The sequence below is a fragment of the Pseudomonas sp. Q12-87 genome (genome assembly GCF_001269755.1).
Lineage (GTDB): Bacteria > Pseudomonadota > Gammaproteobacteria > Pseudomonadales > Pseudomonadaceae > Aquipseudomonas > Aquipseudomonas fluorescens_S.
Genome location: NZ_LHVI01000019.1, coordinates 29,693 through 51,976, shown reverse-complemented (window position 1 = coordinate 51,976; position 22,284 = coordinate 29,693). Strand labels below are relative to the sequence as shown.

The 22,284-nt window shown below is 61.2% G+C and carries 21 protein-coding genes; 9 read left to right on the top strand and 12 right to left on the bottom strand.

The window, feature by feature from the left end; genetic code table 11:
* Positions 1-1,284 carry a transporter gene (locus tag AD663_RS12200; RefSeq protein ID WP_053213809.1) on the top strand — a complete coding sequence of 428 codons (1,284 nt, stop codon included), beginning with the start codon at positions 1-3 and terminating at the stop codon, positions 1,282-1,284.
* A 157-nt stretch (positions 1,285-1,441) separates the two neighbouring features.
* On the opposite strand, the gene AD663_RS12195 is transcribed toward AD663_RS12200, so the two are convergent.
* Complete coding sequence (locus tag AD663_RS12195) at positions 1,442-2,767, bottom strand: sigma-54 dependent transcriptional regulator (RefSeq protein ID WP_003181218.1); 1,326 nt, start codon at positions 2,765-2,767, stop codon at positions 1,442-1,444.
* Positions 2,768-3,108: 341 nt separating this feature from the next.
* On the opposite strand from AD663_RS12195, the gene AD663_RS12190 reads away from it, so the two are divergent.
* From AD663_RS12190 to nhaB, 3 genes are all read left to right on the top strand, one after another.
* Complete coding sequence (locus tag AD663_RS12190; RefSeq protein WP_003181216.1) at positions 3,109-3,375, top strand: hypothetical protein; 267 nt, start codon at positions 3,109-3,111, stop codon at positions 3,373-3,375.
* Positions 3,376-3,559: 184 nt separating this feature from the next.
* Complete coding sequence (locus tag AD663_RS12185) at positions 3,560-4,849, top strand: delta-60 repeat domain-containing protein (protein ID WP_003181213.1); 1,290 nt, start codon at positions 3,560-3,562, stop codon at positions 4,847-4,849.
* Between the two features lie 94 nt (positions 4,850-4,943).
* On the top strand, positions 4,944-6,446 hold the full coding sequence (gene nhaB / locus AD663_RS12180) for a sodium/proton antiporter NhaB (protein WP_003181212.1): 1,503 nt from the start codon (positions 4,944-4,946) through the stop codon (positions 6,444-6,446).
* A gap of 164 nt (positions 6,447-6,610) precedes the next feature.
* On the opposite strand, the gene AD663_RS12175 is transcribed toward nhaB, so the two are convergent.
* From AD663_RS12175 to gnd, 3 genes are read right to left on the bottom strand one after another with little or no spacing between them, the layout of a single operon-like run.
* Positions 6,611-7,432, bottom strand: coding sequence for a Cof-type HAD-IIB family hydrolase (locus tag AD663_RS12175; RefSeq protein WP_053213808.1), 822 nt, complete (start codon positions 7,430-7,432; stop codon positions 6,611-6,613).
* A complete protein-coding gene (gene zwf / locus AD663_RS12170) occupies positions 7,429-8,949 on the bottom strand; it encodes a glucose-6-phosphate dehydrogenase (RefSeq protein ID WP_053213807.1) in 1,521 nt (506 codons plus the stop codon). Before zwf ends, AD663_RS12175 begins: the two co-directional genes overlap by 4 nt.
* Positions 8,946-9,950, bottom strand: a complete 1,005-nt coding sequence (gene gnd, locus AD663_RS12165; protein ID WP_225970875.1) for a phosphogluconate dehydrogenase (NAD(+)-dependent, decarboxylating) — start codon at positions 9,948-9,950, stop codon at positions 8,946-8,948. Before gnd ends, zwf begins: the two co-directional genes overlap by 4 nt.
* 249 nt (positions 9,951-10,199) lie before the next feature.
* On the opposite strand from gnd, the gene AD663_RS29080 reads away from it, so the two are divergent.
* A complete protein-coding gene (locus tag AD663_RS29080) occupies positions 10,200-10,373 on the top strand; it encodes a DUF6026 family protein (RefSeq protein ID WP_172680601.1) in 174 nt (57 codons plus the stop codon).
* Between the two features lie 278 nt (positions 10,374-10,651).
* The gene (locus AD663_RS12160) at positions 10,652-12,391 is read left to right on the top strand and encodes a phosphoethanolamine transferase CptA (protein ID WP_003181202.1); all 1,740 of its coding nucleotides are present in this window, start codon (positions 10,652-10,654) and stop codon (positions 12,389-12,391) included.
* A gap of 119 nt (positions 12,392-12,510) precedes the next feature.
* Here AD663_RS12160 and AD663_RS12155 read toward each other — a convergent pair whose 3' ends face one another.
* The 4 genes from AD663_RS12155 to AD663_RS12140 all read right to left on the bottom strand — a co-directional run bounded on the left by AD663_RS12155 (position 12,511) and on the right by AD663_RS12140 (position 15,404).
* Positions 12,511-13,011, bottom strand: a complete 501-nt coding sequence (locus tag AD663_RS12155; RefSeq protein WP_003181200.1) for a GNAT family N-acetyltransferase — start codon at positions 13,009-13,011, stop codon at positions 12,511-12,513.
* A 57-nt stretch (positions 13,012-13,068) separates the two neighbouring features.
* Entirely contained in the window at positions 13,069-14,190 is a 1,122-nt protein-coding gene (gene zapE / locus AD663_RS12150) for a cell division protein ZapE (RefSeq protein WP_003181198.1), read from the bottom strand.
* A gap of 104 nt (positions 14,191-14,294) precedes the next feature.
* Positions 14,295-14,636: a nuclear transport factor 2 family protein gene (locus AD663_RS12145; protein ID WP_003181197.1), complete on the bottom strand. Its 342-nt coding sequence runs from the start codon at positions 14,634-14,636 to the stop codon at positions 14,295-14,297.
* A gap of 51 nt (positions 14,637-14,687) precedes the next feature.
* Positions 14,688-15,404: a YafY family protein gene (locus tag AD663_RS12140; RefSeq protein ID WP_003181195.1), complete on the bottom strand. Its 717-nt coding sequence runs from the start codon at positions 15,402-15,404 to the stop codon at positions 14,688-14,690.
* Between the two features lie 146 nt (positions 15,405-15,550).
* Between AD663_RS12140 and AD663_RS12135 the strand changes: the two genes are divergently transcribed.
* Positions 15,551-16,021, top strand: a complete 471-nt coding sequence (locus AD663_RS12135) for an LEA type 2 family protein (protein WP_003181193.1) — start codon at positions 15,551-15,553, stop codon at positions 16,019-16,021.
* Here the strand turns inward: AD663_RS12135 and AD663_RS12130 are convergent, their stop codons facing one another.
* On the bottom strand, positions 16,022-16,945 hold the full coding sequence (locus tag AD663_RS12130; RefSeq protein ID WP_003181191.1) for a carbon-nitrogen hydrolase family protein: 924 nt from the start codon (positions 16,943-16,945) through the stop codon (positions 16,022-16,024).
* A gap of 86 nt (positions 16,946-17,031) precedes the next feature.
* Between AD663_RS12130 and AD663_RS12125 the strand changes: the two genes are divergently transcribed.
* Entirely contained in the window at positions 17,032-17,940 is a 909-nt protein-coding gene (locus AD663_RS12125; RefSeq protein WP_053213806.1) for a LysR family transcriptional regulator, read from the top strand.
* A gap of 3 nt (positions 17,941-17,943) precedes the next feature.
* Here AD663_RS12125 and AD663_RS12120 read toward each other — a convergent pair whose 3' ends face one another.
* Positions 17,944-18,198, bottom strand: coding sequence for a hypothetical protein (locus AD663_RS12120; protein ID WP_003181187.1), 255 nt, complete (start codon positions 18,196-18,198; stop codon positions 17,944-17,946).
* 157 nt (positions 18,199-18,355) lie between these two features.
* On the opposite strand from AD663_RS12120, the gene AD663_RS12115 reads away from it, so the two are divergent.
* On the top strand, positions 18,356-18,673 hold the full coding sequence (locus AD663_RS12115; RefSeq protein ID WP_003181181.1) for a YqjD family protein: 318 nt from the start codon (positions 18,356-18,358) through the stop codon (positions 18,671-18,673).
* Positions 18,674-18,723: 50 nt separating this feature from the next.
* Here AD663_RS12115 and AD663_RS12110 read toward each other — a convergent pair whose 3' ends face one another.
* Both AD663_RS12110 and AD663_RS12105 read right to left on the bottom strand, forming a co-directional pair.
* Positions 18,724-20,601 carry a feruloyl-CoA synthase gene (locus AD663_RS12110; RefSeq protein ID WP_053213927.1) on the bottom strand — a complete coding sequence of 626 codons (1,878 nt, stop codon included), beginning with the start codon at positions 20,599-20,601 and terminating at the stop codon, positions 18,724-18,726.
* Between the two features lie 140 nt (positions 20,602-20,741).
* Positions 20,742-22,190 (bottom strand): aldehyde dehydrogenase, encoded by a 1,449-nt coding sequence (locus tag AD663_RS12105; RefSeq protein WP_053213805.1) that lies wholly within the window; start codon positions 22,188-22,190, stop codon positions 20,742-20,744.
* Between the last annotated feature and the right edge of the window lie 94 nt (positions 22,191-22,284).

Below are 22,284 nucleotides of genomic sequence, written 5' to 3'. Positions count from 1 at the left end.
ATGTATCGATCCGTATCGTTGCGCGCTGTGATGTGTCTAACCACGTTGTTCCCGGCGGCCGTGCTGCAAGCAGCACCGGACGCCGACATCGAGGCCCTGAAACAGGAACTCCTCGAGCTCAAGCAACGATACGAGGTCCAGCAGAAAGCCCTGGCGGTGCTCGAACAGCGAGTTCGCCAGGTCGAGGACCAGCCCGCCAGCCCGCCTCCCAAGCGCCTGGCCAAATCCCCGGCGGACATGAAAGGCAGCCAGACCGTGGCGGGTGCTGGCGCGGCAACGACCGGCGGCAGCGGCTATGGGCAGTCCCTAGCCGATGACTCGCAACCGGCCCAGAGCGTTTCCAACCTCTATGACGAGGCCAGCGGTTTCTTCGGCGGTGGCAAGTTCAGCTTCGAGACCGGCGTGACCTACTCACGCTACGACACGCGACAACTGATTCTCAACGGCTTCCTGGCCCTGGATTCGATTTTCCTGGGCAATATCAATCTTGACCGGATCAAGGCCGATACCTGGACCCTGGACCTCACCGGGCGATATAACTTTGACAATCGCTGGCAGTTCGACCTCAACGTGCCGGTGGTCTACCGCGAGTCCACGTATCAGTCCGGTGGTGCAAATAACGGCGCTGCGGGCGTCACCAGCGAAGAAACCGTCACCCGCGACCCCACCATCGGTGACGTCAACTTCGGCATCGCCTACAAGTTCATGGACGAATCGGTCAACACCCCGGACGCGGTGGTCACCCTGCGCGTCAAGGCGCCAACCGGCAAGGACCCGTTCGGCATCAAGCTGCGCCAATCCCAGGCCAACACCAACCTGTTCGTGCCTGAGGACCTGCCCACCGGCAACGGCGTCTGGTCGATCACGCCCGGGCTCTCACTGGTCAAGACCTTCGATCCGGCCGTGTTGTTCGGCACCCTTTCCTATACCCATAACCTGGAAGAATCGTTCGACGACATCAGTTCGACGGTCAACCAAAAAACCCCGGGCAAGGTGCGGATCGGCGACAGCTTCCAGATCGGCGGCGGGATTGCTTTCGCCTTGAACGAGAAGATGAGCATGTCGTTCTCGGTTTCCGACCTGATCCAAAAAAAGAGCAAGCTCAAACAGGACGGTGGGGATTGGGAATCGGTGGTTTCCAGCGACGCCAACGCCGGTTACTTCAACATCGGCATGACCGTCGCCGCCACCGACAACCTGACCATCGTGCCCAACCTGTCCATCGGCTTGACTGATGATGCGCCGGATTTCACCTTTAGCCTGAAGTTTCCGTATTACTTCTGATGGATCAAGGGATATGCGATGCATGTCTCTAGGACGCTGCAAATATTTGTGGGAGCGGGCTTGCTCGCGAAGGCGGTATGTCAGTCGTATTGATTAACCTGACCCCACGCTTTCGCGAGCAAGCCCGCTCCCACAGCTGAGTTTTGTATTGGCTGGTCTAGCGAATCTGATGTTTATGCAACAGCCGATAGAACGTCGGCCGGGACACGCCCAGCACCCTGGCCGCCACGCTCAGGTTGTCGCTGTGGCGGTTGAGCACGTCGCTCAATGCCTGGCGCTCGGCACGGGTCTTGTAGTCTTCGAGGGTACCCATCGGTGCGACAACGCCCTGGTGGCTGGCCAGGCCAAGGTCCCGGGCTTCGATCTGTCGCCCTTCAGCCAACACCAACCCGCGACGGACACGGTTGGCCAGTTCCCGCACATTGCCCGGCCAATCGTGCATCCCCATCGCCACCAGCGCATCCTCGCTGAAACTGCGGGGCCGACGACCGGTCTCCTGGCTATAGAAGTGGGAGAAGTGGCTGGCAAGCATCGCCAGGTCGCCGTGGCGCTCACGCAAAGGGGCCATGACCACCTGCAGCACGTTCAAGCGGTAGTACAAGTCTTCCCGAAAACGCTTGTTCTCGATGGCTGCTTCCAGGTCGACGTGGGTGGCCGCCAGTATTCGCACATCGACCGCAATCGGCTGGCTGCTTCCGACCCGCTCGATGTGTTTTTCTTGTAAGAAGCGCAGCAGGTTGGCTTGCAACTCCAACGGCAGGTCACCTATTTCGTCCAGGAACAGGGTGCCGCCGTTGGCCGCCTCGATCCGCCCAACCTTGCGCTGGTGAGCCCCGGTGAAGGCGCCCTTCTCATGGCCGAATAATTCGGACTGGATCAGATGCTCCGGGATGGCGCCACAGTTGATCGCAATGAACGGCTTGTTGCGCCGGTGCGACTGGTAATGCAGCGTACGCGCCACCAGTTCCTTGCCGGTGCCGCTCTCGCCGCGAATCAATACCGGCGATTCCGCAGGCGCTAGCTTGCTCAACAGTTTGCGCAGCTCGCGGATCGGCTTGCTGTCGCCCAGCAATTCATGTTCGGGCTGGTCGATATGAATCGAGCCTTGCCCCCTCAGGCGCGCCATGCCGAACGCCCGGCCCAGCGTCACCTGGACCCGAGACACGTCAAAAGGCAGCGTGTGAAAGTCAAAAAACCATTCACAGACGAAATCGCCTACGTTTTGCAGGCGAAGCACCTCCTGGCTGAGCACGGCGATCCATTCGGTTCCGCTGCGGCTGATCAACTCTTTGACGGCCTCCGGGCGCTCCAGATGAAAGGGCTGTAACCGCAGGAGGCCGACGTCGCAGGAGCGGTCGTTGGCATGTTCAAGGGAGCAACTGTCCACATCCCAACCGACAGTGCGCAGACCCGGCAATAGGCGATAACAATCGTCGCAAGGATCTACCACGAGCAGACGACGTGACGTACTGGCTTCGATCATGACTGATCCTTGGCGCCAAAATAAGGAAATATGATTAGAAACAGTCGTTTGGCAGACCTGCATCTAACAGTAGCAAGAAGTTGACACCCTCTTGTATCAATTGATTATTGGAACCGCGTCAAAGCGGTTATAAGCGGCACTTAATGAGACGGTGTTTATTGGAACTCTTTCATGACGCTTTCAAACAAAAGCCCGAGAGGCGGGTCTGAAAGAAAATCGAAATTTATTTAAAGAATGTGTGACCTGCCCCCCTGTTGGGGACATCAGTACAAGTAACCAGCCGCACGGTACGCCCAACCGACGGCACATCATTTGATTGGGCATATTTAAGAGATAACGCCATGAACGCCCCGCTCCGTATCAACGAAGCTCTTTTGATTGCCGACCGCGCATTTCGTCCTTTCCAATGCGTGGCCTGGGCTCCACAAGACGGCAACGGTGAACTCAGCCTGACCGTCATCGACCGCACCAATACGCATATTGGCCGCACTCAGATCCCTAGCAGCGCCTATACCGACCCGGCCCAACTGGCCAACTTGTTGAAACAGGCCCGCGCCGAACTGAGCCAGGAAGGCTACAAGTTGCAATCCTGGTCCATGCCTGAATAACGCATCGCTAACGCCTGCTATTGATTGCAGGCTTGGCAGTGGATCGCAAAGCCATTGTTATGGCACGAATCGTCCCTGATTCTGCATAGCATGACAGTTGTGCGTTTCCATATTCAGGGATTGAATGTTGCCCTCATGCAGTCGTCGCCCCACTGGGCCGGTCGACGCGCAAGGAGAGGCATGCATGCCCGATCAATTCGCGTTTGCGCTCCCACGGGCTGCGGCCCACGCTGGGCAACTCGACCCGGGGTTTGCCGATAAGGGCAAGGCCTGGGTATGTTTCGCCGAGCATTCCTCGAGCCTGACCACCGGGCTGACCGTCGACCGCAGCGGACGAATCCTGCTCGCCGCCCGGGTCGAGACGGTCGACGGCAGCCGATTCGGGCTTGCGCGGCTCAACCTGGACGGTTCGATCGATCCGGACTTCGGAACGTGCGGTTGCGTGATCGGCTCGTTCGAAAACGATTCCGAAGCAACGGCAGCCAAGGTCATTGAATTGCCCGATGGGCATATCCTGCTGTCCGGGCTCCACTATGAGAACAGCGACCACACCTTCCCCGCCCTGGCACTGTTCGATTCTCGGGGCCGTCTCGTCCCGCATTTCGGTCATGGCGGCCGACAGGTCGTCCGACTCTGCGGCAACCTTTCCCGAGGCCTGCGCGATTGCTGGCTACCGCCTGGCATACCCGGCCTTGAAGCCTGCGACATACGCGTACAAGACGATGGCCGAATTCTCTTGCTCGCCAACCATCACTACCAATTTTGCGACCATGTCGGCGTTCTGATCCGGCTCTTGCCCGACGGAACACTGGATGACTCGTTCAACGGTCGCGGGTTCGTGATGGTCCGGCGCCTGCTGAAAAATACCTGGCTGGGCTGCCTGGCGCTCCAGGCCGACGGCAACATTGTCGTAGGTGGCTCCATTGACTTGCCCCAGCAAGGCTTGCTGGCCCGCTATGACCCCTGGGGCAAACTCGATGAGGGCTTCGGTGAGGACGGGTTCGTGTCAATCCAGGCCCAGGGCCACAGCGCCATGATCAACCAGATCGTCCAGCACAGGAACGGTGATTTGCAGGCGTTCGGCAGCAGCCGCGACCCGATGCACGCCCTGTCCCTGAAAGTCCGCCCGGACGGCAAACCCGACCGTCATGACAACGAGGGCCAGTGCCACCTGCTGAAAATCGGCCACTCCTGCAGCCAGTGGACCGCGGCCCTCGCCCAACCGGACGGTAAGCTCCTGAGCGCCGGGGCCACCATCGGCGGCATCGAGGCCGATTTCGTACTTGCCCGGCATCTGCCGGACGCCAGCCTCGACGTGAAATTCGGCCAGGGTGCCGGCTGGGTCCGTACTCGGCTCGGCTACAGCCTGGACACCGCGACCGCCTTGGCCGTGCAGGCCGACGGAAAAATCCTGGTGGGGGGTTACTCGCTTCATGGCCATTACCGTGCAGTGGTCACGCGATACTGGGCCTGAGCCGGATTGCCAGGGAAACCGGTATTCATTCCTACGCTTGATATTCCCCATTTCTTACGGCAACTTGCGCGCTTCTAATTAAAAGGAGCAGCCAATGCCCGGTTCAATGGCTCAAGCGTTCGCGCACAACTTTCTGGGGCATTCCCCGCGCTGGTACAAGGCGTGCATCATCAGTTTCCTGATTCTCAATGCCGTGGTGCTATGGGCTGTGGGGCCCGTCGCTGCCGGCTGGCTATTGGTCGTGGAGTTTATTTTCACCCTGGCCATGGCCCTCAAGTGCTACCCCTTGATGCCCGGCGGGCTGCTGCTGATCGAGGCCCTGGTGTTGGGCATGACCACGCCCAAGGCGCTGTACGACGAACTGCTGCACAACTTCCCAGTCATCCTGCTGCTGATGTTCATGGTGGCAGGGATCTACTTCATGAAGGACCTGCTGCTGTTCCTGTTCTCGCGTCTGCTGTTGGGCGTGCGCTCCAAGGCATTGCTGGCCTTGATGTTCTGCTTCCTGTCGGCGTTCCTGTCGGCGTTCCTCGATGCCCTGACCGTCACAGCGGTGATTATCAGCGCTGCGGTGGGATTTTATGCGGTGTATCACCGCGTAGCGTCGGGCAACGACCCACGTCTGGACAGCAGCGTCGATGAAGATCATGAATTACCATCGTTGCACCATGCCGACCTGGATCAGTTCCGGGCATTCCTGCGCAGCCTGCTGATGCACGGCGCCGTAGGTACGGCCCTGGGCGGCGTATGCACCCTGGTAGGCGAACCGCAGAACCTGCTGATCGGCCATGAGATGGGTTGGCATTTCGCGGATTTCTTCCTGAAAGTCGCACCCGTCTCGCTACCGGTGCTGGTGGCTGGGCTGGCGACCTGTGTGATTCTGGAAAAATTGCGTTGGTTCGGCTATGGCACGCTGTTGCCGGACAATGTCCGCGCCGTGCTGGCTGATTATGCCGAGCAAGATAATCGCGAACGCACCTCACGCCAACGCGCGGCCCTGATCGTACAGGGCATCGCCGCGCTGATTCTGATCGTTGGCCTGGCCCTGCACATTGCTGAAGTCGGCCTGATCGGCCTGATGGTCATTGTGTTGATCACCGCGTTCACCGGAATCACCGACGAGCACCGGCTCGGCACTGCGTTCAAGGACGCCATGCCATTCACTGCGTTGCTGGTGGTGTTTTTTGCCGTGGTCGCGGTCATTCATGATCAGCAGCTGTTCACACCGCTTATCCAATGGGTCCTGGCCCTGCCCGCCGATCAGCAACCGGGCATGTTGTTCATCGCCAACGGCCTGCTGTCGGCCATCAGCGACAACGTCTTCGTGGCAACCATCTACATCACCGAAGTCAAGCAAGCCTTTGTTTCCGGACACATGAGCCGCGAACAGTTCGAGACCTTGGCGGTGGCCATCAACACAGGCACCAACCTGCCCAGCGTCGCCACGCCCAACGGCCAGGCCGCTTTCCTGTTCTTGCTGACTTCGGCAATCGCCCCGCTGATTCGCCTGTCCTATGGCCGGATGGTCTGGATGGCGGTGCCCTACACCGTGGTGATGGGCGGCTTGGGGTGGTATGCGGTGACGTACTGGCTGTAGAAATGCTGGGCTGAGCGAAACCCTGTGGCGAGGGAGCTTGCTCCCGCTGGGGCGCGAAGCGCCCCTCAAGACAGCCTGTGATATCTCATTGCTGATTCAGATCGAAGGGCCAGGGCTGCTGCGCAGCCCAGCGGGAGCAAGCTCCCTCGCCACAAGAGCCAGGGTCAGCGTGGCAGGATGTATCGCTCGATCGCCAGGGCCGCACCATCTTCGGTGTTGGCTGCGGTAATCACGTCGGCCTGACGCTTGATCGCCTCCTCCGCCTGCCCCATGGCAATCGACAAGCCCGCGCGATGGAACATCGCCGGGTCGTTACCGCCGTCGCCCATGGCGGCCGTCTGTTCCAGCGGCACCTCCAGGAATGCCGCCAGGGTCGACAGCGCTTCGCCCTTGTTGGCTTTCATCGCCGTGACGTCCAGGTAGATCGGCTGCGAACGTGACACTTGAGCCTGGCCCTTGAGCAGCGGATGCAACCGAGCCTCCAGCTCCACCAACAAATCCGTGTTGGCGCTGGTGGCGACGATCTTGTCGATACGGTCCAGGTAAGGCTCGAAACTCTCCACCTGCACAGGCGGATAGCCCAAGCCACGGGTTTCCACCGGCACCATGGGACCGTTGGCGTCATGGACCAGCCAATCGTCATCGGCAAAGACCCACACCTCGATGCCTGGCTGGTCGGCGTACAGCGCCAGCGTGGCCAGGGCCGCCTCGGGCGGCAGGTAATGAACCGCCAGGAAGCTGCCGTCCGGGTGTACCAGCGTGCCACCATTGAACGCGGCCGTAGGCAGGTCGACGCCCAAGGCCTCGATCTGCTGCAGCATCGCCCGAGGCGGGCGCCCGGTGGCGAGGCTGAACAACACGCCGGCCTCGCGCAGCGAACGCACGGCTTCGATGGTGCGCTGGTTCAGGCTGTGATCGGGCAGCAGCAGGGTGCCGTCCATGTCACTGAGCAAAAAGCGGATGGGCTGTTTCAACGGATCGCTCATCCCAGGCCATGCCAGACGCGACCGTCGCGTGTCAGCAAATCATTGGCGCTCGACGGGCCGTCTTCTCCGGCGCTATACGGCTGGACCGTGGCGTCCTGCTGCCAGGCATCGAGAAACGGCTGCACCGCACGCCAGCCGTTTTCAATGTTGTCGGCGCGCTGGAACAGCGTCTGATCACCGGTCAGGCAATCGTAGATAAGGGTTTCGTAACCGGTGGACGGCTGCATTTCGAAGAAGTCCTTGTAGGCAAAACCCAATTCGATATTGGCCATGTCCAGGGCCGGCCCCGGCCGCTTGGCCAGTAAGTCGAACCACATGCCTTCATTGGGCTGAATCTGGATTCTCAAGTAGGTCGGTTGCAATTCGTCGACTTCGGTGTCGCGAAACTGCGCGTAAGGTGCCGGCTTGAAGCAGATGACGATTTCCGTATCCCGCACGCTCATGCGCTTGCCGGTGCGCAGGTAGAACGGCACGCCCACCCAACGCCAGTTGTCGATCATGACCTTCAGGGCCACGTAGGTTTCGGTGCTGCTGTCGGCGGCCACGTTGGCTTCCTCGCGATAGCCGCAGACCGGTTTACCCGCGACTTCGCCGGCGGTGTACTGGCCGCGTATCGAATTGGCACGAGCCTGTTCCACCGACCAGGGCCGAATGGCCCCCACCACCTTGGCTTTTTCCCCGCGTACCGCGTCTGCGCCAAATGCGGCCGGCGGCTCCATGGCCACCATCGCCAACAATTGGAAGAGATGGTTGGGCACCATGTCCCGCAGGGCGCCGGTGTGCTCATAAAAACTGCCACGGGTCTCTACACCGACGGTTTCGGCGGCGGTGATTTGTACGTGGTCGATGTAGTGATTGTTCCAGAATGCCTCGAACAGGCTGTTGGAGAAACGGCTGACGAGAATGTTCTGCACCGTCTCCTTGCCCAGGTAATGGTCGATCCGATAGATCTGTTTTTCGCTCATTACTTTGAGCAAGCAGGTATTCAATGCTTCGGCAGTGTGCAGGTCGGAGCCGAACGGCTTCTCGATCACTACCCGCCGGAAAGCATCCTCCTGCTCTTGAAGCAGCCCGGCCGCGCCGAGGCGGCTGACCACTTCACTGAAAAAGCGCGGCGCGGTGGCCAGGTAGAACACCGCGTTGCCGGTGCCGCTGGCGGCGATTTTAGCCGCCAGCGCCTGGTAGGTGCTGTCATCGAGAAAGTCACCCTGGACGTAGCTGATGCCCCGGGCCAATTTGGCCCACAGCACCGGATCGAGCGCGCGGTCGGCATCGCCGCCCTTGCTCGCCGCTTCGTTGCGGATGAAGTCCTCGAGTTTCCTGGCAAAGTCCACGTCGCTGATGGCGTTGTGGTCGACACCGATGATCTGCAGCCCATCGCCCAACAGACCGTCACGACTGAGGTGGTAGAGCGCCGGCATCAGCAGGCGCTTGACCAGATCGCCATGGGCGCCGAACAGGAACAACGTGGTCGGCGGCGCGGGTTCTGCCTTGGATTTGCTGGCGATCGAGGTCATTTTTTCGGCGTCTCCACATGGCCGCCGAAGCCAAAGCGCATCGCCGAGAGCATTTTGTCGCCATAGGTGCTTTGCTGGCGGGAACGGAAACGGGCGAAGAGCGAGCTGGAAAGTACCGGGACCGGCACCGCTTGTTCGATGGCGGCCTCGATGGTCCAGCGCCCTTCACCGCTGTCGGCGACTTCGCCGGAAAAACCGTCCAGTTTCGGATCGCTGGCCAGCGCGTCGGCGGTCAAGTCCAGCAACCAGGACGAAACCACGCTGCCACGGCGCCAGACTTCGGCGATGTCGGCCACGTTCAGGTCGAAACGCTGTTCCGGCGGCAGGCTTTCGCTGGATTTGGTCTTGAGGATGTCAAAACCCTCGGCAAAGGCCTGCATCATCCCGTATTCGATACCGTTGTGGATCATCTTCACGAAATGCCCGGAGCCTGCCGGCCCGGCGTGAATATAACCACGTTCGGCACGGTCATCGTCCGATTTGCGGTCGCGGGTGCGCGGAATGTCGCCCATGCCCGGCGCCAGGCTGTCGAACAGCGGATCCAGGCGTTTCACCACGTCGGTGTCGCCACCGATCATCATGCAATAGCCACGCTCCAGGCCCCAAACGCCGCCGGAAGTGCCAACGTCGATGTAGCTCAGGCCTTTTTCCGACAGGGCCTGGGCGCGTCGGATGTCGTCCTTGTAATACGTATTACCGCCATCAATGATCACATCCCCCGGCTCAAGCAGATCGCTGAGGACATTGATGGTGTCTTCGGTGGGTGCGCCGGCCGGCAGCATCACCCAGACCGCCCGCGGTTTCTCCAGGCCGGCGACCAGCGCCGGCAGGTCCGCGACGCCTGTCGCGCCCTCCTGGCTCAGGTTTTCGACGAAAGCGGCATTGCGGTCATAGACGACGGTGGTGTGCCCATTGAGCATCAGGCGCCGCGCAATATTGCCGCCCATGCGGCCCAGTCCGATGATCCCGAGTTGCATGTGCTGATGCTCCCTACTACAAATAAAGGTAAGTCAAAGGTTTAGCTCAAACGACAGTTGGAGGTTAGTCCAGAGCATTGCGACATAGTTTCCGGGTAATTCGAGCGATCACAAGGGATAACGCTCAAGATCCGGCCGAAGACACAGCGACCATGAAAAATAAAAAAGTTCCAATCACAAGCAAAAGAAATCAGAATCGGCGCCGATAGTAGAGGTGTCGACCAAAACCTGGCGGCATCTCTATAGTTGATGTAGCCATTTGCGAGGTGAGCAATGGGCCCTGTCGTTACCGCACGTCCTCCCCAAACCCTTTATGTAACCATTCGTCGCGACGAATTGCGCCTTCTCAAGGAGGAACGTGATCTGCTGCTCGATGAAGTGATGCAGTTGCGCATGCAATTGCAACACGCACAACTCCCCCACCAAGGCCAGGCTGTGGCGCGGTAAACGCGCCCGCGGCATGGCAGGCAATATCTGTGCCGAGGGGGCTTGCTCCCACTCGGTTGCGCAGCAACCGCAAAAACCTGGGGCCGCTACTCGCCCCCGCAGGAGCAAACTCCCTGGCCTCAGGTGCTTTCGCACTCAAGCCAGCGTTTTATAACCGAAAAACTCACAAAGTTTTCACACCCCAATCGTGATACTCGCAACCTTTAAGGTTGCTCGGCGCGGGCCTGCGGTCACCAATCCGGTGCCGGCTGCTGCGTCGATTGAGGCTGGAGCGCTTGATGAGTTTGTTCAAACGCAGCAAAACGACTGCGAAAGGTTTCGACTGGGCCGGACTTTGCTGGCTTTTTCTGTTTTTCTGGTATTTCTCGGGCATCACCCAACTGCTCATCCTGCTGAGTGACACGTCCGGCTTCACGGGGTTTCGCCAAGCGTTCGTGATGAGTGCGGTGTGGCTCGCGCCCCTGCTGCTCTTCCCCGCCCGCACCCGCCTGCTCGCCGCCCTGATCGGCATCGTGCTGTGGGCTTGCTCCATGGCCAGCCTGGGCTACTTCTTCATTTACCAGCAGGAATTTTCCCAGAGCGTCATCTTCATCATGTTCGAATCGAACGTGTCTGAAGCGGGCGAGTACCTGACGCAATATTTTGCCTGGTGGATGGTCGCCGCGTTCCTGGCCCATACCGTTGTCGGCTATTTGCTGTGGACTCGGGTTCGCCCGGTTTACTTGCCACGTGGCCAGGCCCTGGTAGCGGCAGCCGCCATTGTGCTGGCGGTGGTCGGTTATCCGCTGATCAAGCAGACCCAGCGTACCGGCAGCTTCGCCGGAGGCCTCGAGAAGTTCGAAGATCGCATCGAGCCGGCGGTGCCATGGCAGATGCTGGTGGCCTATCGTCGCTACGGTGAGCAGTTGGAAAACATGCAGGGCATGCTCCATAGCGCCAGCAACATCGCGCCGCTGCGCAATCTCAAGGACACCATGGCTGACCAGCCAGCCACTTTGGTACTGGTCATCGGCGAATCCACCAACCGCCAGCGCATGAGCCTTTATGGGTACCCGAGGGAAACCACGCCGGAACTGGACAAGCTCAAGGACCAACTGTCGGTTTTTGACAATGTCATCACACCGCGCCCCTACACCATCGAAGCGTTGCAGCAAGTGCTGACGTTCGCTGACGAAGAGAACCCAGACCTGTACTTGAGCACGCCATCGCTGGTCAGCATGATGAAACAGGCGGGCTACAAGACCTTCTGGATCACCAACCAGCAGACCATGACCAAGCGCAACACCATGCTCACGACCTTCTCCCAGCAGGCCGATGAACAGGTGTACCTGAACAACAACCGCAACCAGAACGCCGCCCAGTACGATGGCGATGTGATCGAGCCGTTCAACAAGGCCTTGGCCGACAGCGCACCGCGCAAACTGATCGTGGTGCACCTGCTCGGTACCCACATGAGCTATCAGTACCGGTATCCGCCGACCTTCGACAAGTTCACCGACCGCCAGGGCGTACCGGCGGGCCTGCGCGACGATCAGGTCCCGACCTACAACAGCTACGATAACGCCGTGCTGTACAACGACTTCGTGGTCTCCAGCCTGATCAAGGATTACGCCAAGAGCGACCCCAATGGTTTCCTGCTGTACCTGTCGGACCATGGGGAGGATGTCTTCGACTCGGTGGGCCACAGCACCCTGGGCCGCAACGAAGCCAAGCCGACCGCGCCGATGTACACCATCCCGTTCATGGCCTGGGCTTCGCCCAAGTGGCGCGAAACCCACGACTGGAGCTTTGCCGGCGATCTGTCACGGCCCTACAGCAGCTCCCAACTGATCCATACCTGGGCAGACTTGGCGGGCCTGAGTTTCGATGAGTTGGATCGCAGCAAGAGCCTGGTCAGCAAAGACTTCAAGGCACGGCCGCTGTTGATCGGCAACCCGTACGAAAGCCAGCACAAAGGGCTGATCGATTTCAGCCTGATGAAGCCCAAGGCGCCGGTGGCTGAAGTCGTACAGAAGTAACGAAATCGATAGGCGCCCCGCTTCTACAGGCAATGCTGAGCGGCTAGGGATCTAGGGAATTTATGGCGAGGGAGCTTGCTCCCGCGCCAGTCATTCCAACAACACCCGATTGAACAGCATCACGCCTGAAGGGGCTTGATCCAGAACTGCATACGCCCGTGGGCGGGGTCAAACATGCCGGCGGCAAAGCCGAACTTGGCATAGCTGGCCTGGGCCACGGCATTGCCTTCGAGCACCTCGAGAGTGATCTTGCAGCAACCGCGCTGGCGGGCAATGTCCTCAACCTTCTGCAGCATCTTCTGGCTCAACCCGAGCCCACGAAATTCCTTTATTACCGCCACGTCGTGGATATTGACCAGCGGCCGGCAGGCGAACGTTGAAAATCCTTCGAAACAATTGACCAGCCCGGCCGGTTCGCCGTTGACGAACGCCAGTACGCTGAATGCATGGGGGCGCTTGGCCAATTCCTCGGGCAGGTGCAGCAGCACCTCAGCGGGCAGCGAATGACCGCCCCCCATCGGATCCTCGGCATAGGCGTTGAGCACATGACAGATCGCTTCAGCGTGGACCGGATTGCTGTAGCTGGCTTGCAGTACCAGGACATCCCTGGCTTCTTCCATGACCATTACCATCTCTCTTGAGTAAAACCGGCGGCCTGGCCGTCGGCGGGTGGCTGGTCAGGCGGGCTGACCGAAACGTTGCAATTGCATTTCCTGCAAGCGGCTGAGCGTACGGCGAAACGGGAATTGCAGATAGCCCTCGGTGTACAACTCATCCATGGGCACCTGGGCCGAAAGGTAGAGCGGAACCTTGCGGTCATAGCACTCGTCGACCAAGGCAATGAAGCGCCGAACGCCATCGTCATGGACCGACAACTGCGGCAGCTCGCGATCACCGGCCTCGACCCGCTCGACGCCATCTTCCGTACCGCGGGCGATGCGTCCTTCGCGTTGCACGGCGCTGAGGCTGGGCACATCACTGAGCAGGATGACGCTGAAGCGGTCGCACAGGGCCATGAAATCCACGGCCGAGAACGGTTGCTCGCATACATCGAAGTAGCGGCTCCAGAGCACCGTATCGCTGGCCTGGATCGGCTCCAGCAATCGATGCCCGACTTCCACCGGCCCGTTGCCCAACGCCTGTCCTGCGGCCAATTGGCCGAAGACTTCGGCCAGCGGGTCGGGCTGCCCGCCCTCGCGCACCCAATAGCGCTGCTGCAGCGTGCCCGGATGCTGGCGGTGATCCTGCCAGCCATTCACCGGCACCACTTGCATGTGCTGCTTGATGGCGGTGATGGTCGGCAGGAATCGCTCCCGGTTGTGGCCGTTGGCATAGAGTTCCTCCGGCGGCAGGTTAGACGTGCTGACCATGACCATTCCCAACTCGAACATCACCTGAAACAGGCGCCCGAGGATGATGGCATCGCCGATGTCGTTGACAAACAGCTCGTCGAAACACAGCACCCGGACTTCTTGGCTCAGTTCCCGGGCGAGAGCCTGCAATGGGTCTGGGGTACCGGTGAGCTGGAACGAACGCTGATGCACCCAGGCCATGAAATGGTGGAAATGCTGGCGGCGGGCCGGGACCCTGAGGCTTTCGTAGAAACGGTCCATCAACCAGGTCTTGCCACGCCCCACCGGCCCCCAGAGGTAGACACCCTTGATTGACTTGCGCCCTTCATGCAAGGCCTGATGGCATTGTTCCAAGGCCATGATGGCCAATTCCTGGGCCTCGTCCTGGACGAAGCCGTGCTGTTCGATGGCTTGCTGCCAGGCGCTCAGGGGGGAGTCGAAAGTCATACGGCCCAGGTCCGGTAAACGAAGGTGAGGAGTATGCCATGCCCCTTGAGCGAGTGATTACACCTGCACCATGAAACTACCCGAACAGCTTCCAGGTTGCGCCTTCAGGTCGAGATATCCAGGCGGGTGATCTTGCCCTGTCCATCGAGGCGGAAGGTGTAGCGCAACTCCAGCGGGCTGCCCGGGAATGTCCCGGAAATCAGGTTGTGTACCAGCACCTTGCCGGTGCGCTGCTGGACATCGAGCACTTCAACCCGGGGCCGGAAGCGCCGGGCGGTGTCCTCCATCCATTGGGCGATGGCCTGGGTACCGACGCGGTGCTGGCCCTCATCGAACACGTTGGCATCCTCGGCAAAAAAACGCGTCACAGCAGAACTGTCGCAGGCATTGGCGGCGGCGATGTAACCGGCGATGGCCGGGGCCAGGGAAGCGACTGGATTGGACATGATACGGCTCCTTGTTTAATCGATCTGGCTCCATGCTAGACCAGCGCTGTGTCAGTTTTTGTCAGGAGTAAAACGCCCTGACTCATCGACTTTCATCAGCGCGAACCAGGCCCGCAGCAGATCGCTGCGTCGGCCGGGGTATCGCTCGCCCTGTTCGGTGGCGGCGGCAATCCGATCGGTGCGAAAGGTCCGGTAGGCGCCGCGCAGTTCACACCAGGCCACCACCACCCGCGCCTCATTGAAAAAGCCCAGGGCCAGGGGCCAGATCAAGCGCTGGCTCGGGGTTTTGTTCACATCGGCATAATCGATGTGCAGCTTGGCTTGGGCGCGAATGGCCTGGCGGTACACGTTCAGCTCCACCGTGTTCTGCGGATAGCCATAACCCGCTGGCCCGGGCAGGACCGTGGGATTGCGCAAGGCATCACGCACGTCTGGCGACAATACTGCGGCAACCTTCGCCAACGCATCGGCAGCGGCCTTGCCCAGCACCTCGTCGGCACGCTGGTCGACGTAGCGCAAGCCCAGGACAATGGCCTCGATTTCATCGGCGGTGAACATCAGCGGCGGCAGGAACAGCCCACTGCGCAACACATAGCCAATACCCGCCTCGCCCTGGATCGGCGCGCCGAGGGCTGTCAGTTCGGCGATATCGCGGTATACCGTGCGCTCCGAGACCTTCAGTTCGCTAGCCAGACTCGCGGCGGTGGCCGGGCAACGCTTGCCTCGCAGGACTTGCAGCAGAGTGAGCAGTCGACTGGTTCGCGACACGATGGATTGTCCGGGAAAAAGATGATGCAGATTAGCAGAGGCTGGTGTCAGAAACTGTCAGGAGCCTACCCGCTTGCCTCCGGCGTTGGAGATTGTGAGTTATGGTGAGCGATAGCTCTGCCTTTTTATTATGAGAACCACTACCCATGCGCAGAATCTTCGGCTTGTCCCTCTTACTGATCTTGCTCAACCTGAGCGCCTGCGCCCTCTTCCCCCACCGTGATCCGCTGAATATCAATGTAGTCGGCATCGAACCCTTGGCCAGCCAGGACTTGGAGGTGCGCTTTGCCGTGAAGCTGCGCCTGCAGAACCCCAACGAAACCACCATCGACTACAACGGCGTGGCCCTGGACCTGGAGGTCAACGGCCGTACGCTCGCGACCGGGGTCAGTGACCAGACCGGCTCCATCCCCCGTTTTTCCGAAGCAATACTGACGGTCCCCGTGAGCATCTCGGCGTTTACTGTCCTGCGCCAGACCCTGGGCCTGAGCCAGACCCAACGCCTGGACAACCTGCCCTATGTACTCAAGGGCAAGCTCGCCGGTGGTTTGTTCGGCACGATGCGTTTCGTCGATCGCGGCACCCTCGACTTGCGGGGCTCCACGGCCACATGGTGATCAGCCGGTAAAACGCACGCCGGGCCGGGCGCGCTCATCCACCACCAGCTCGAAGATGTCGGGCCGGGCATAGTGCCCGACCACGTCGTAGTCGTAGCGTGCCCGCACCAGTTCATCGGTATCGATTTCAGCCGTCAACAACCCGGCCGTGTCTTTCAGCGGCCCCGCCAGCACCTCGCCCATCGGGTCGATGATTACGCTGCCACCGGCGATCAGCGCACGCTCGGCCGGCCAATTCGGTACGTCGATGCCCAACGCCTGCGGCGAGGCCTGGACCTGGCAGGCGCTGACCACGAAACAGCGACCTTCGTGGGCGATGTGGCGCATGGTCACCTGCCACATTTCCCGCTCATCCACCGTCGGCGCACACCAGACTTGCACGCCTTTGGCATACATCGCGGTGCGCAGCAGCGGCATCATGTTTTCCCAGCACACCGCCGCGCCGACACGACCGACCTGGCTGTCGACCACCGGCAAGGTCGAACCGTCGCCCATGCCCCAGATCAGCCGCTCGGTGCCGGTGGGCATCAGCTTGCGGTGCCTGGCCACCAGGCCGGCATCGGGTTCGAAGTACAGCGCGGTGCAGTACAACGTGCTACCGGCTCGCTCTATGACCCCCAGCACCAGGCTCGCTCCGGTGCGTGCCGAAAGGCCGGCCAGTGCTTCGATCTCGACACCGGGCACGTCAATGGCGTTGGCAAAATAGCGGGCAAATGCCTCGCGCCCCTCCGGCAGACGATAACCCAGCTGAGTGCCGAACCCCTCACCCTTCGGATATCCGCCCAGCAGGGCTTCGGGCATCACCACCAGACGGGCACCGGCCTGGCGTATGGCATCTTCATAGGAAAGAATCTGCGCCAGGGTCTGCTCTTTGCCCCCAGGCATCGAACCTATCTGCAGGGCGGCGACAATGGATTTGGGCATGGTTTGCAACTCCTCAGGTCATCAGGTGTTGCTGATTTTCAGACGCCAGCCGATCATGAATAAAGCCCCAATCGCTGCTAAATGATATGAGCCATATGAATATCGCCGACGTCGACCTCAACCTGCTCAAGATCTTCGAAGCCCTGCACGACGAATCCAGCGCCAGTCGTGCGGCTTTGCGCGTGGGCGTGACCCAGTCAGCCATCAGCGCGGCCCTGCGCCGACTTCGAGATTTGTATGGCGACCCATTGTTCGTGCGCACCGGTCGAGGCCTGGCGCCCACCCTGCGGGCCAATCAGCTGAAGCCGGTGATCAGCGACGCATTGGACAAATGCCGCCAGAGCCTGGCGATGGTCGACCCGCACGCCAGCCATTACGAAGGCCGTTCGGTGATCGTTGGCTTATCTGATGATTTCGAGATTGCCCACGGGCGACAGCTGATCGAGGAAGTGGCCCGCCGGGCCCCGGGCCTGCGCTTGATTTTCCGGCAGACCCACAGCCAGATCGTCGGACGGGCCCTGATGGAGCGCAACCTTGATCTGGCGATCACGGCGGGCGGATTTGCGCAGCGGTTGCTAAGCCGTCACGTCCTGGGCGAAGGCGATTACGCCTGCCTGGTGGACCCGGCCAGCCTGACGGAGGGCCAGCAGGTGCTCAGCCTCGACGCATTCGTGGCTCGTGAGCATTTGCTGGTGTCGTCGGGCGGTTTTATCGGCATTACCGATGAAGGGTTGGCCGGGCTTGGCCTGAGCCGGCGGGTATGCGCCTCGACCACGCACTTCGCCGCGCTACCGTTCCTGCTCAGGGGCAGCCAGGCCGTGGCGACCATTCCGGCCCACGCCGCCCGGGCCATCGCATCCCTCAGCGGCCTGGCCTTGCTGCCCTGCCCCTTGGCTCTGCCCCGCTACCCTATCGAATTGGGCTGGCGAACCCCCACGCAGATGGACCCGGCGGTGGTCAGGGTTCGTGAGTCCATCGTCGCGACCTTCTCATAAGGCTTACTTGTTGGCGGCCATCAGGCGATTGACTTCACTGCGCACCATGTTGGCGTATTCGGGCGGCGACATGCCATCCAGCTCGGCACGCACCCACTCGGCCCATTTACCCTTGCGTTTGGAACGCTCACCGAACAGGCGGGCGGCATCGCCCTTGGCCTTGCCCAGGTTGTTTTGCCACAGTTCAAAGAGTCGGGATTTTTCGTCTTCCAGCGCGGCACGCTCGGCCAAGGGCTTGTCAGCCAGATTGAAACTCATGGGAATTACCTGTTGCGTAAATAGGCGCCATCTTACACCTTGCAGGGAAACGTCTTAACCCATTTGTGATGGGCTGCGCTGCGAAGGCCGGTCACTGCAACTTTTGCCCAGGCGCCGCACTCCATTGTTCACTGCACCATCACCAAGGAGTACCTCAATGGCCCGTAAAAGCACTGTCCAAGCCAACGGAGAGCAAATCAAGGATCAAGCGTTCAGCGAATTGCAGGCACTGATCGAAGAATCAGAAAAGCTGCTCAAAAGCAGTGTGTCGCTGGTTGGCGAAGACGCGGAAAACCTGCGCGGCCAGATCTCCCAGAAACTGCAACAGGCCCTGGATTCGCTGAACAGCGCACGCGAACGCACCCGTCCGATGGTCGATGCCACTGAGGTCTATATTGGCGGACATCCATGGCAAACCGTGGCGATTTCCGCCGGTTTTGGTTTGGTGGTGGGCCTGCTGCTCGGACGGCGTTAAGTACCACGAACTGTGGAAGCGGGCTTGCTCGCTCCCACAGGGGGTTCTATCTAGCCTTGCGATCCCGCACGCAGGATCGATGTGTCTTCACCGCGGTACAACGCCTCGATTTTTTCCGCCCGCCATTGCAGCACTGCCCTTTGGTTGATCGAGCCCTTGTCGGTGATTTCGCCGCGGTCGATGGACGCCGGTTCATCGAGCAAGGCAATCCACTCCACGCGGCTGGCGTTGCCGCTGGCTTCGCGATTCAGGCGTTGCAACCAGTCGGCGAACCACTGGCGGACCGCTGCGCTGGCGAGCACTTGGGCATCACTGGCGTCCGGGCCCAGGCCTGAGAGACGTCGGCATTCCGCCAGCCGTGGCAATACCAGCGCGCCCAGGCATTCGCGATCAGGCGCGGTAATCACCAAGTCCAGAACGTAAGGCGTGCCTTCCAGCACCGCGCGGTTGCGCAGCGGCCCGACGCTGACGAACACACCGGACGACAATTTGAAATCCTCGGCGATCCGCCCATCGAACATCAATCCCAACTGCGGATTGCTCGAATCGGCCAGCTTGATCGCATCTCCCGAGCAGTAGAAACCGTCCTCGTCGAACACCTCGGCCGTCTGCTGCGGTGAGCGCCAGTAGCCAGGCATGATGTGCGGCCCGCGAAAGCGTCCTTCCAGCTTGCCGTCCACCGGCACCAGGCGCACTTCACAACCAGGGGCCGGCAGGCCGATGTAACCGGCCATGGACAATGGCCCGGTGGTGAACGTGCAGGACGGCGAAGCCTCAGTCATGCCCAGGCCCGCCATCATGCGGATGCGCTCCCCGCAGTGCTGCTCGGCGACCCTGTCGAGGCGATCCCAAGTGCTTTGTGACAGGCCGGCCGCAGCAAAGAAGAACAGGCTGATGCGCTTGAAGAAGCGCTCGCGCAATTGAGCGTCCTGCTCCAGGGCAGTGACCAATTCCTCCCAGCCCTTGGGGACGGTCAGGTAGGCGGTGGGCGAGATTTCCTTGAGGTTGCGCAGGGTTTCGGCAAAGCCCTGGGCCGTGGGCTTACCGTCGTCCAGGTAAAATGTGCCGCCGTTGTACAGCACGATACCGACGTTGTGGCTGCCGCCGAAGGTGTGATTCCACGGCAGCCAGTCCACCAGTACCGGCGGCTCTTCACCAAACACCGGAAAGGTCTGCAACAGCATCTGTTGATTGGCACAGAGCATCCGTTGAGTGGTGATCACCGCCTTGGGCAGCCGGGTGGAGCCCGAGGTGAACAGGAACTTGGCGATGCTGTCCGGGCCGGTGGCCGCGAAAGCGCTCTCGGCCTCGACGCCGCCGGGTTGTGCCAGCAAGCTGGCAAAACCGGTCCTGGCTCGCCCCGGTACCTCGCCGCGCACCGTAACCAAGGGAATATCCGCCGGCAATACCGCATTTATCGCTCGTTCGAACGGTGCGGCCTCGCTGACGAACACCAACCCTGGCTGCAGCAGGTCGCAGACGTGACGCAGCTTGGCGAAATCCTGGGAGAGCAATGAATAGGCCGGCGACACCGGGCAGTACGGAATCCCGGCGTACATCGCGCCGAGGGCCATTTGCAAATGCTCGATGTCATTGCCCGAGAGCAACACCAAGGGCCTTTCGGCCGACAAACCGAAGCTCAGCAGGCCTTGGGCGATGGCCCGGACACGCTCGAGCATCTCGGCATAACCGACCCTGCGCCAGTCGCCGCCAGCCTCGCGAGCCGCGATGAAAGTCTGTTGCGGACGCACCTCGGCCCAATGCACCAGGCGATCGAGCAGACGCGCCGGCATCGGGGCCAAGGGCTCGAGGGAGCGCATGTGCAAGATGCCGTGCTCTTGCGTGACTTCGACGGCGGGATGACCAATCGACACCTGGCGATAACGCCCTGGGCCGGGTTGGGAGGACGATCTGAATAGGGAACTCACGTACATTTCCTCCACCAAGGCAGACTCGGTTCGCACAAAGCGAGCGCAGCCCCGCAGCGTCTGGCTGCGGCCTTGTCATTGTTATTCTGGCCTGCACCGGTCGACGGATTCGAAGCGCGTCGCCTGCGGTGCGGCGGGTTTCAGATCGGGTAATGCCGTGGACCGTTCTGCAGGGTCACCCAACGCAACTGGGTGAAATGCTCGATCGACGCCTTGCCGCCAAAGCTGCCGTAACCACTGGACTTGACCCCGCCGAAGGGCATTTGCGCCTCGTCGTGCACGGTCGGACCATTGATGTGGCAAATGCCCGATTCGATTCGTTGGGCCAGGGCCAGTGCACGCGCGGTGTCGCGGCTGAAAATGGCCGCCGAGAGGCCAAATTCGGAGTCGTTGGCCAGGCGCAGCAGTTCTTCATCGCCGTCACCGCGCAGCAGCACCGCCACGGGGCCGAAGGATTCTTCGCGGTACAGGCGCATGTGTTCGGTGACGCCATCAAGCAGGGTCGGCTGCAGGATGCTGCCGTCCAATTGTCCGCCCGCCAGCAGCGTTGCCCCTTTGCCCAAGGCATCGTCAATCAGCCCTTTGATGCGCAGGCCGGCGCCGGCATCCACCAGCGAACCGAGCACCGAATCACCGGCTGCGGGATCGCCGGCGCGCAGCGTGGCGACCTTGGCGGTCAGCCGAGCGATAAAGGCGTCGGCCACGCTGGCGTCGACGATCAGGCGCTCGGTGGACATGCAAATCTGCCCCTGGTTGAAGTACGCGCCGAAGGCTGCGGCCTCGACTGCTGCGTCCAGGTCGGCGTCGTCCAGCACCAGCAACGGTGCCTTGCCGCCCAATTCCAGCAAGGCCGGCTTGAGGTGGCGCGCCGACAGCTCACCGACGATACGGCCGACATGGGTCGAGCCGGTGAAATTCACTCGGCGTACCGCCGGGTTGGCGATCAAGCGCTCGACAATCGCCGGCGCATCGGCCGGGGCGTTGCAAATGACATTGACCACACCGTCGCCCAAACCGGCGTCCTGGAGCACCTGGCCAATCAACCGATGCACGGCCGGGCTTATCTCGGAAGCCTTGAGCACCACCGTGTTGCCACAGGCCAGCGGCATGGCGATGGCGCGGGTGGCGAGAATCACCGGCGCGTTCCACGGTGCGATACCCAGTACCACGCCGCAGGGTTGACGCAAGGCCATGGCAAAACTGCCGGGCACATCCGAAGGAATGATTTCGCCATTGATCTGGGTGGTCATGGCAGCGGCTTCGCGCAGCATGTTTGCCGCCAGGTGCACGTTGAAACCGTACCAGTTGGCCATGGCACCGGTCTCGCCGGCAGCCGCAATGAATTCGCCGCTACGAGCCTGCAATTGCTCGGCCGCGCGCAGCAGGCGGGTGCGGCGTTCGTTGGGGGCCAGCGCGGCCCAGGCGGGAAACGCGGCTTGCGCGGCGGCCACGGCGGCATCGGCATCTTCCAGGGTGGCGGCGGCAACGCGCGAGACCACCTCACCGGTTACCGGATTGCAGCGCTCGAAGGTCCGGCCGTCACGGGCGGGACACGACAGGCCGCCGATCAACAGGGGCACGTCCAGCATGGTGATTCCTCTTTATTGTCTTTATCGGGAATGCATCAAAGCGGTGTAACAGTAGCGCCAGGGCGACACGGCGAACAGCGGGATGCGCCCGCTG

What these genes read in the sequence shown, in the direction of transcription:
- AD663_RS12105 (WP_053213805.1), bottom strand. Translation starts at nt 22,190, where the DNA reads ATGCTGGACGTGCCCCTGTTGATCGGCGGCCTGTCGTGTCCCGCCCGT.
- AD663_RS12125 (WP_053213806.1), top strand. Translation starts at nt 17,032, where the DNA reads ATGAGCCATATGAATATCGCCGACGTCGACCTCAACCTGCTCAAGATC.
- nhaB (WP_003181212.1), top strand. Translation starts at nt 4,944, where the DNA reads ATGCCCGGTTCAATGGCTCAAGCGTTCGCGCACAACTTTCTGGGGCAT.
- AD663_RS12160 (WP_003181202.1), top strand. Translation starts at nt 10,652, where the DNA reads ATGAGTTTGTTCAAACGCAGCAAAACGACTGCGAAAGGTTTCGACTGG.
- AD663_RS29080 (WP_172680601.1), top strand. Translation starts at nt 10,200, where the DNA reads ATGGGCCCTGTCGTTACCGCACGTCCTCCCCAAACCCTTTATGTAACC.
- AD663_RS12185 (WP_003181213.1), top strand. Translation starts at nt 3,560, where the DNA reads ATGCCCGATCAATTCGCGTTTGCGCTCCCACGGGCTGCGGCCCACGCT.
- AD663_RS12145 (WP_003181197.1), bottom strand. Translation starts at nt 14,636, where the DNA reads ATGTCCAATCCAGTCGCTTCCCTGGCCCCGGCCATCGCCGGTTACATC.
- AD663_RS12120 (WP_003181187.1), bottom strand. Translation starts at nt 18,198, where the DNA reads ATGAGTTTCAATCTGGCTGACAAGCCCTTGGCCGAGCGTGCCGCGCTG.
- AD663_RS12195 (WP_003181218.1), bottom strand. Translation starts at nt 2,767, where the DNA reads ATGATCGAAGCCAGTACGTCACGTCGTCTGCTCGTGGTAGATCCTTGC.
- AD663_RS12190 (WP_003181216.1), top strand. Translation starts at nt 3,109, where the DNA reads ATGAACGCCCCGCTCCGTATCAACGAAGCTCTTTTGATTGCCGACCGC.
- zapE (WP_003181198.1), bottom strand. Translation starts at nt 14,190, where the DNA reads ATGACTTTCGACTCCCCCCTGAGCGCCTGGCAGCAAGCCATCGAACAG.
- AD663_RS12135 (WP_003181193.1), top strand. Translation starts at nt 15,551, where the DNA reads ATGCGCAGAATCTTCGGCTTGTCCCTCTTACTGATCTTGCTCAACCTG.
- AD663_RS12175 (WP_053213808.1), bottom strand. Translation starts at nt 7,432, where the DNA reads ATGAGCGATCCGTTGAAACAGCCCATCCGCTTTTTGCTCAGTGACATG.
- AD663_RS12200 (WP_053213809.1), top strand. Translation starts at nt 1, where the DNA reads ATGTATCGATCCGTATCGTTGCGCGCTGTGATGTGTCTAACCACGTTG.
- AD663_RS12115 (WP_003181181.1), top strand. Translation starts at nt 18,356, where the DNA reads ATGGCCCGTAAAAGCACTGTCCAAGCCAACGGAGAGCAAATCAAGGAT.
- AD663_RS12130 (WP_003181191.1), bottom strand. Translation starts at nt 16,945, where the DNA reads ATGCCCAAATCCATTGTCGCCGCCCTGCAGATAGGTTCGATGCCTGGG.
- AD663_RS12155 (WP_003181200.1), bottom strand. Translation starts at nt 13,011, where the DNA reads ATGGAAGAAGCCAGGGATGTCCTGGTACTGCAAGCCAGCTACAGCAAT.
- zwf (WP_053213807.1), bottom strand. Translation starts at nt 8,949, where the DNA reads ATGACCTCGATCGCCAGCAAATCCAAGGCAGAACCCGCGCCGCCGACC.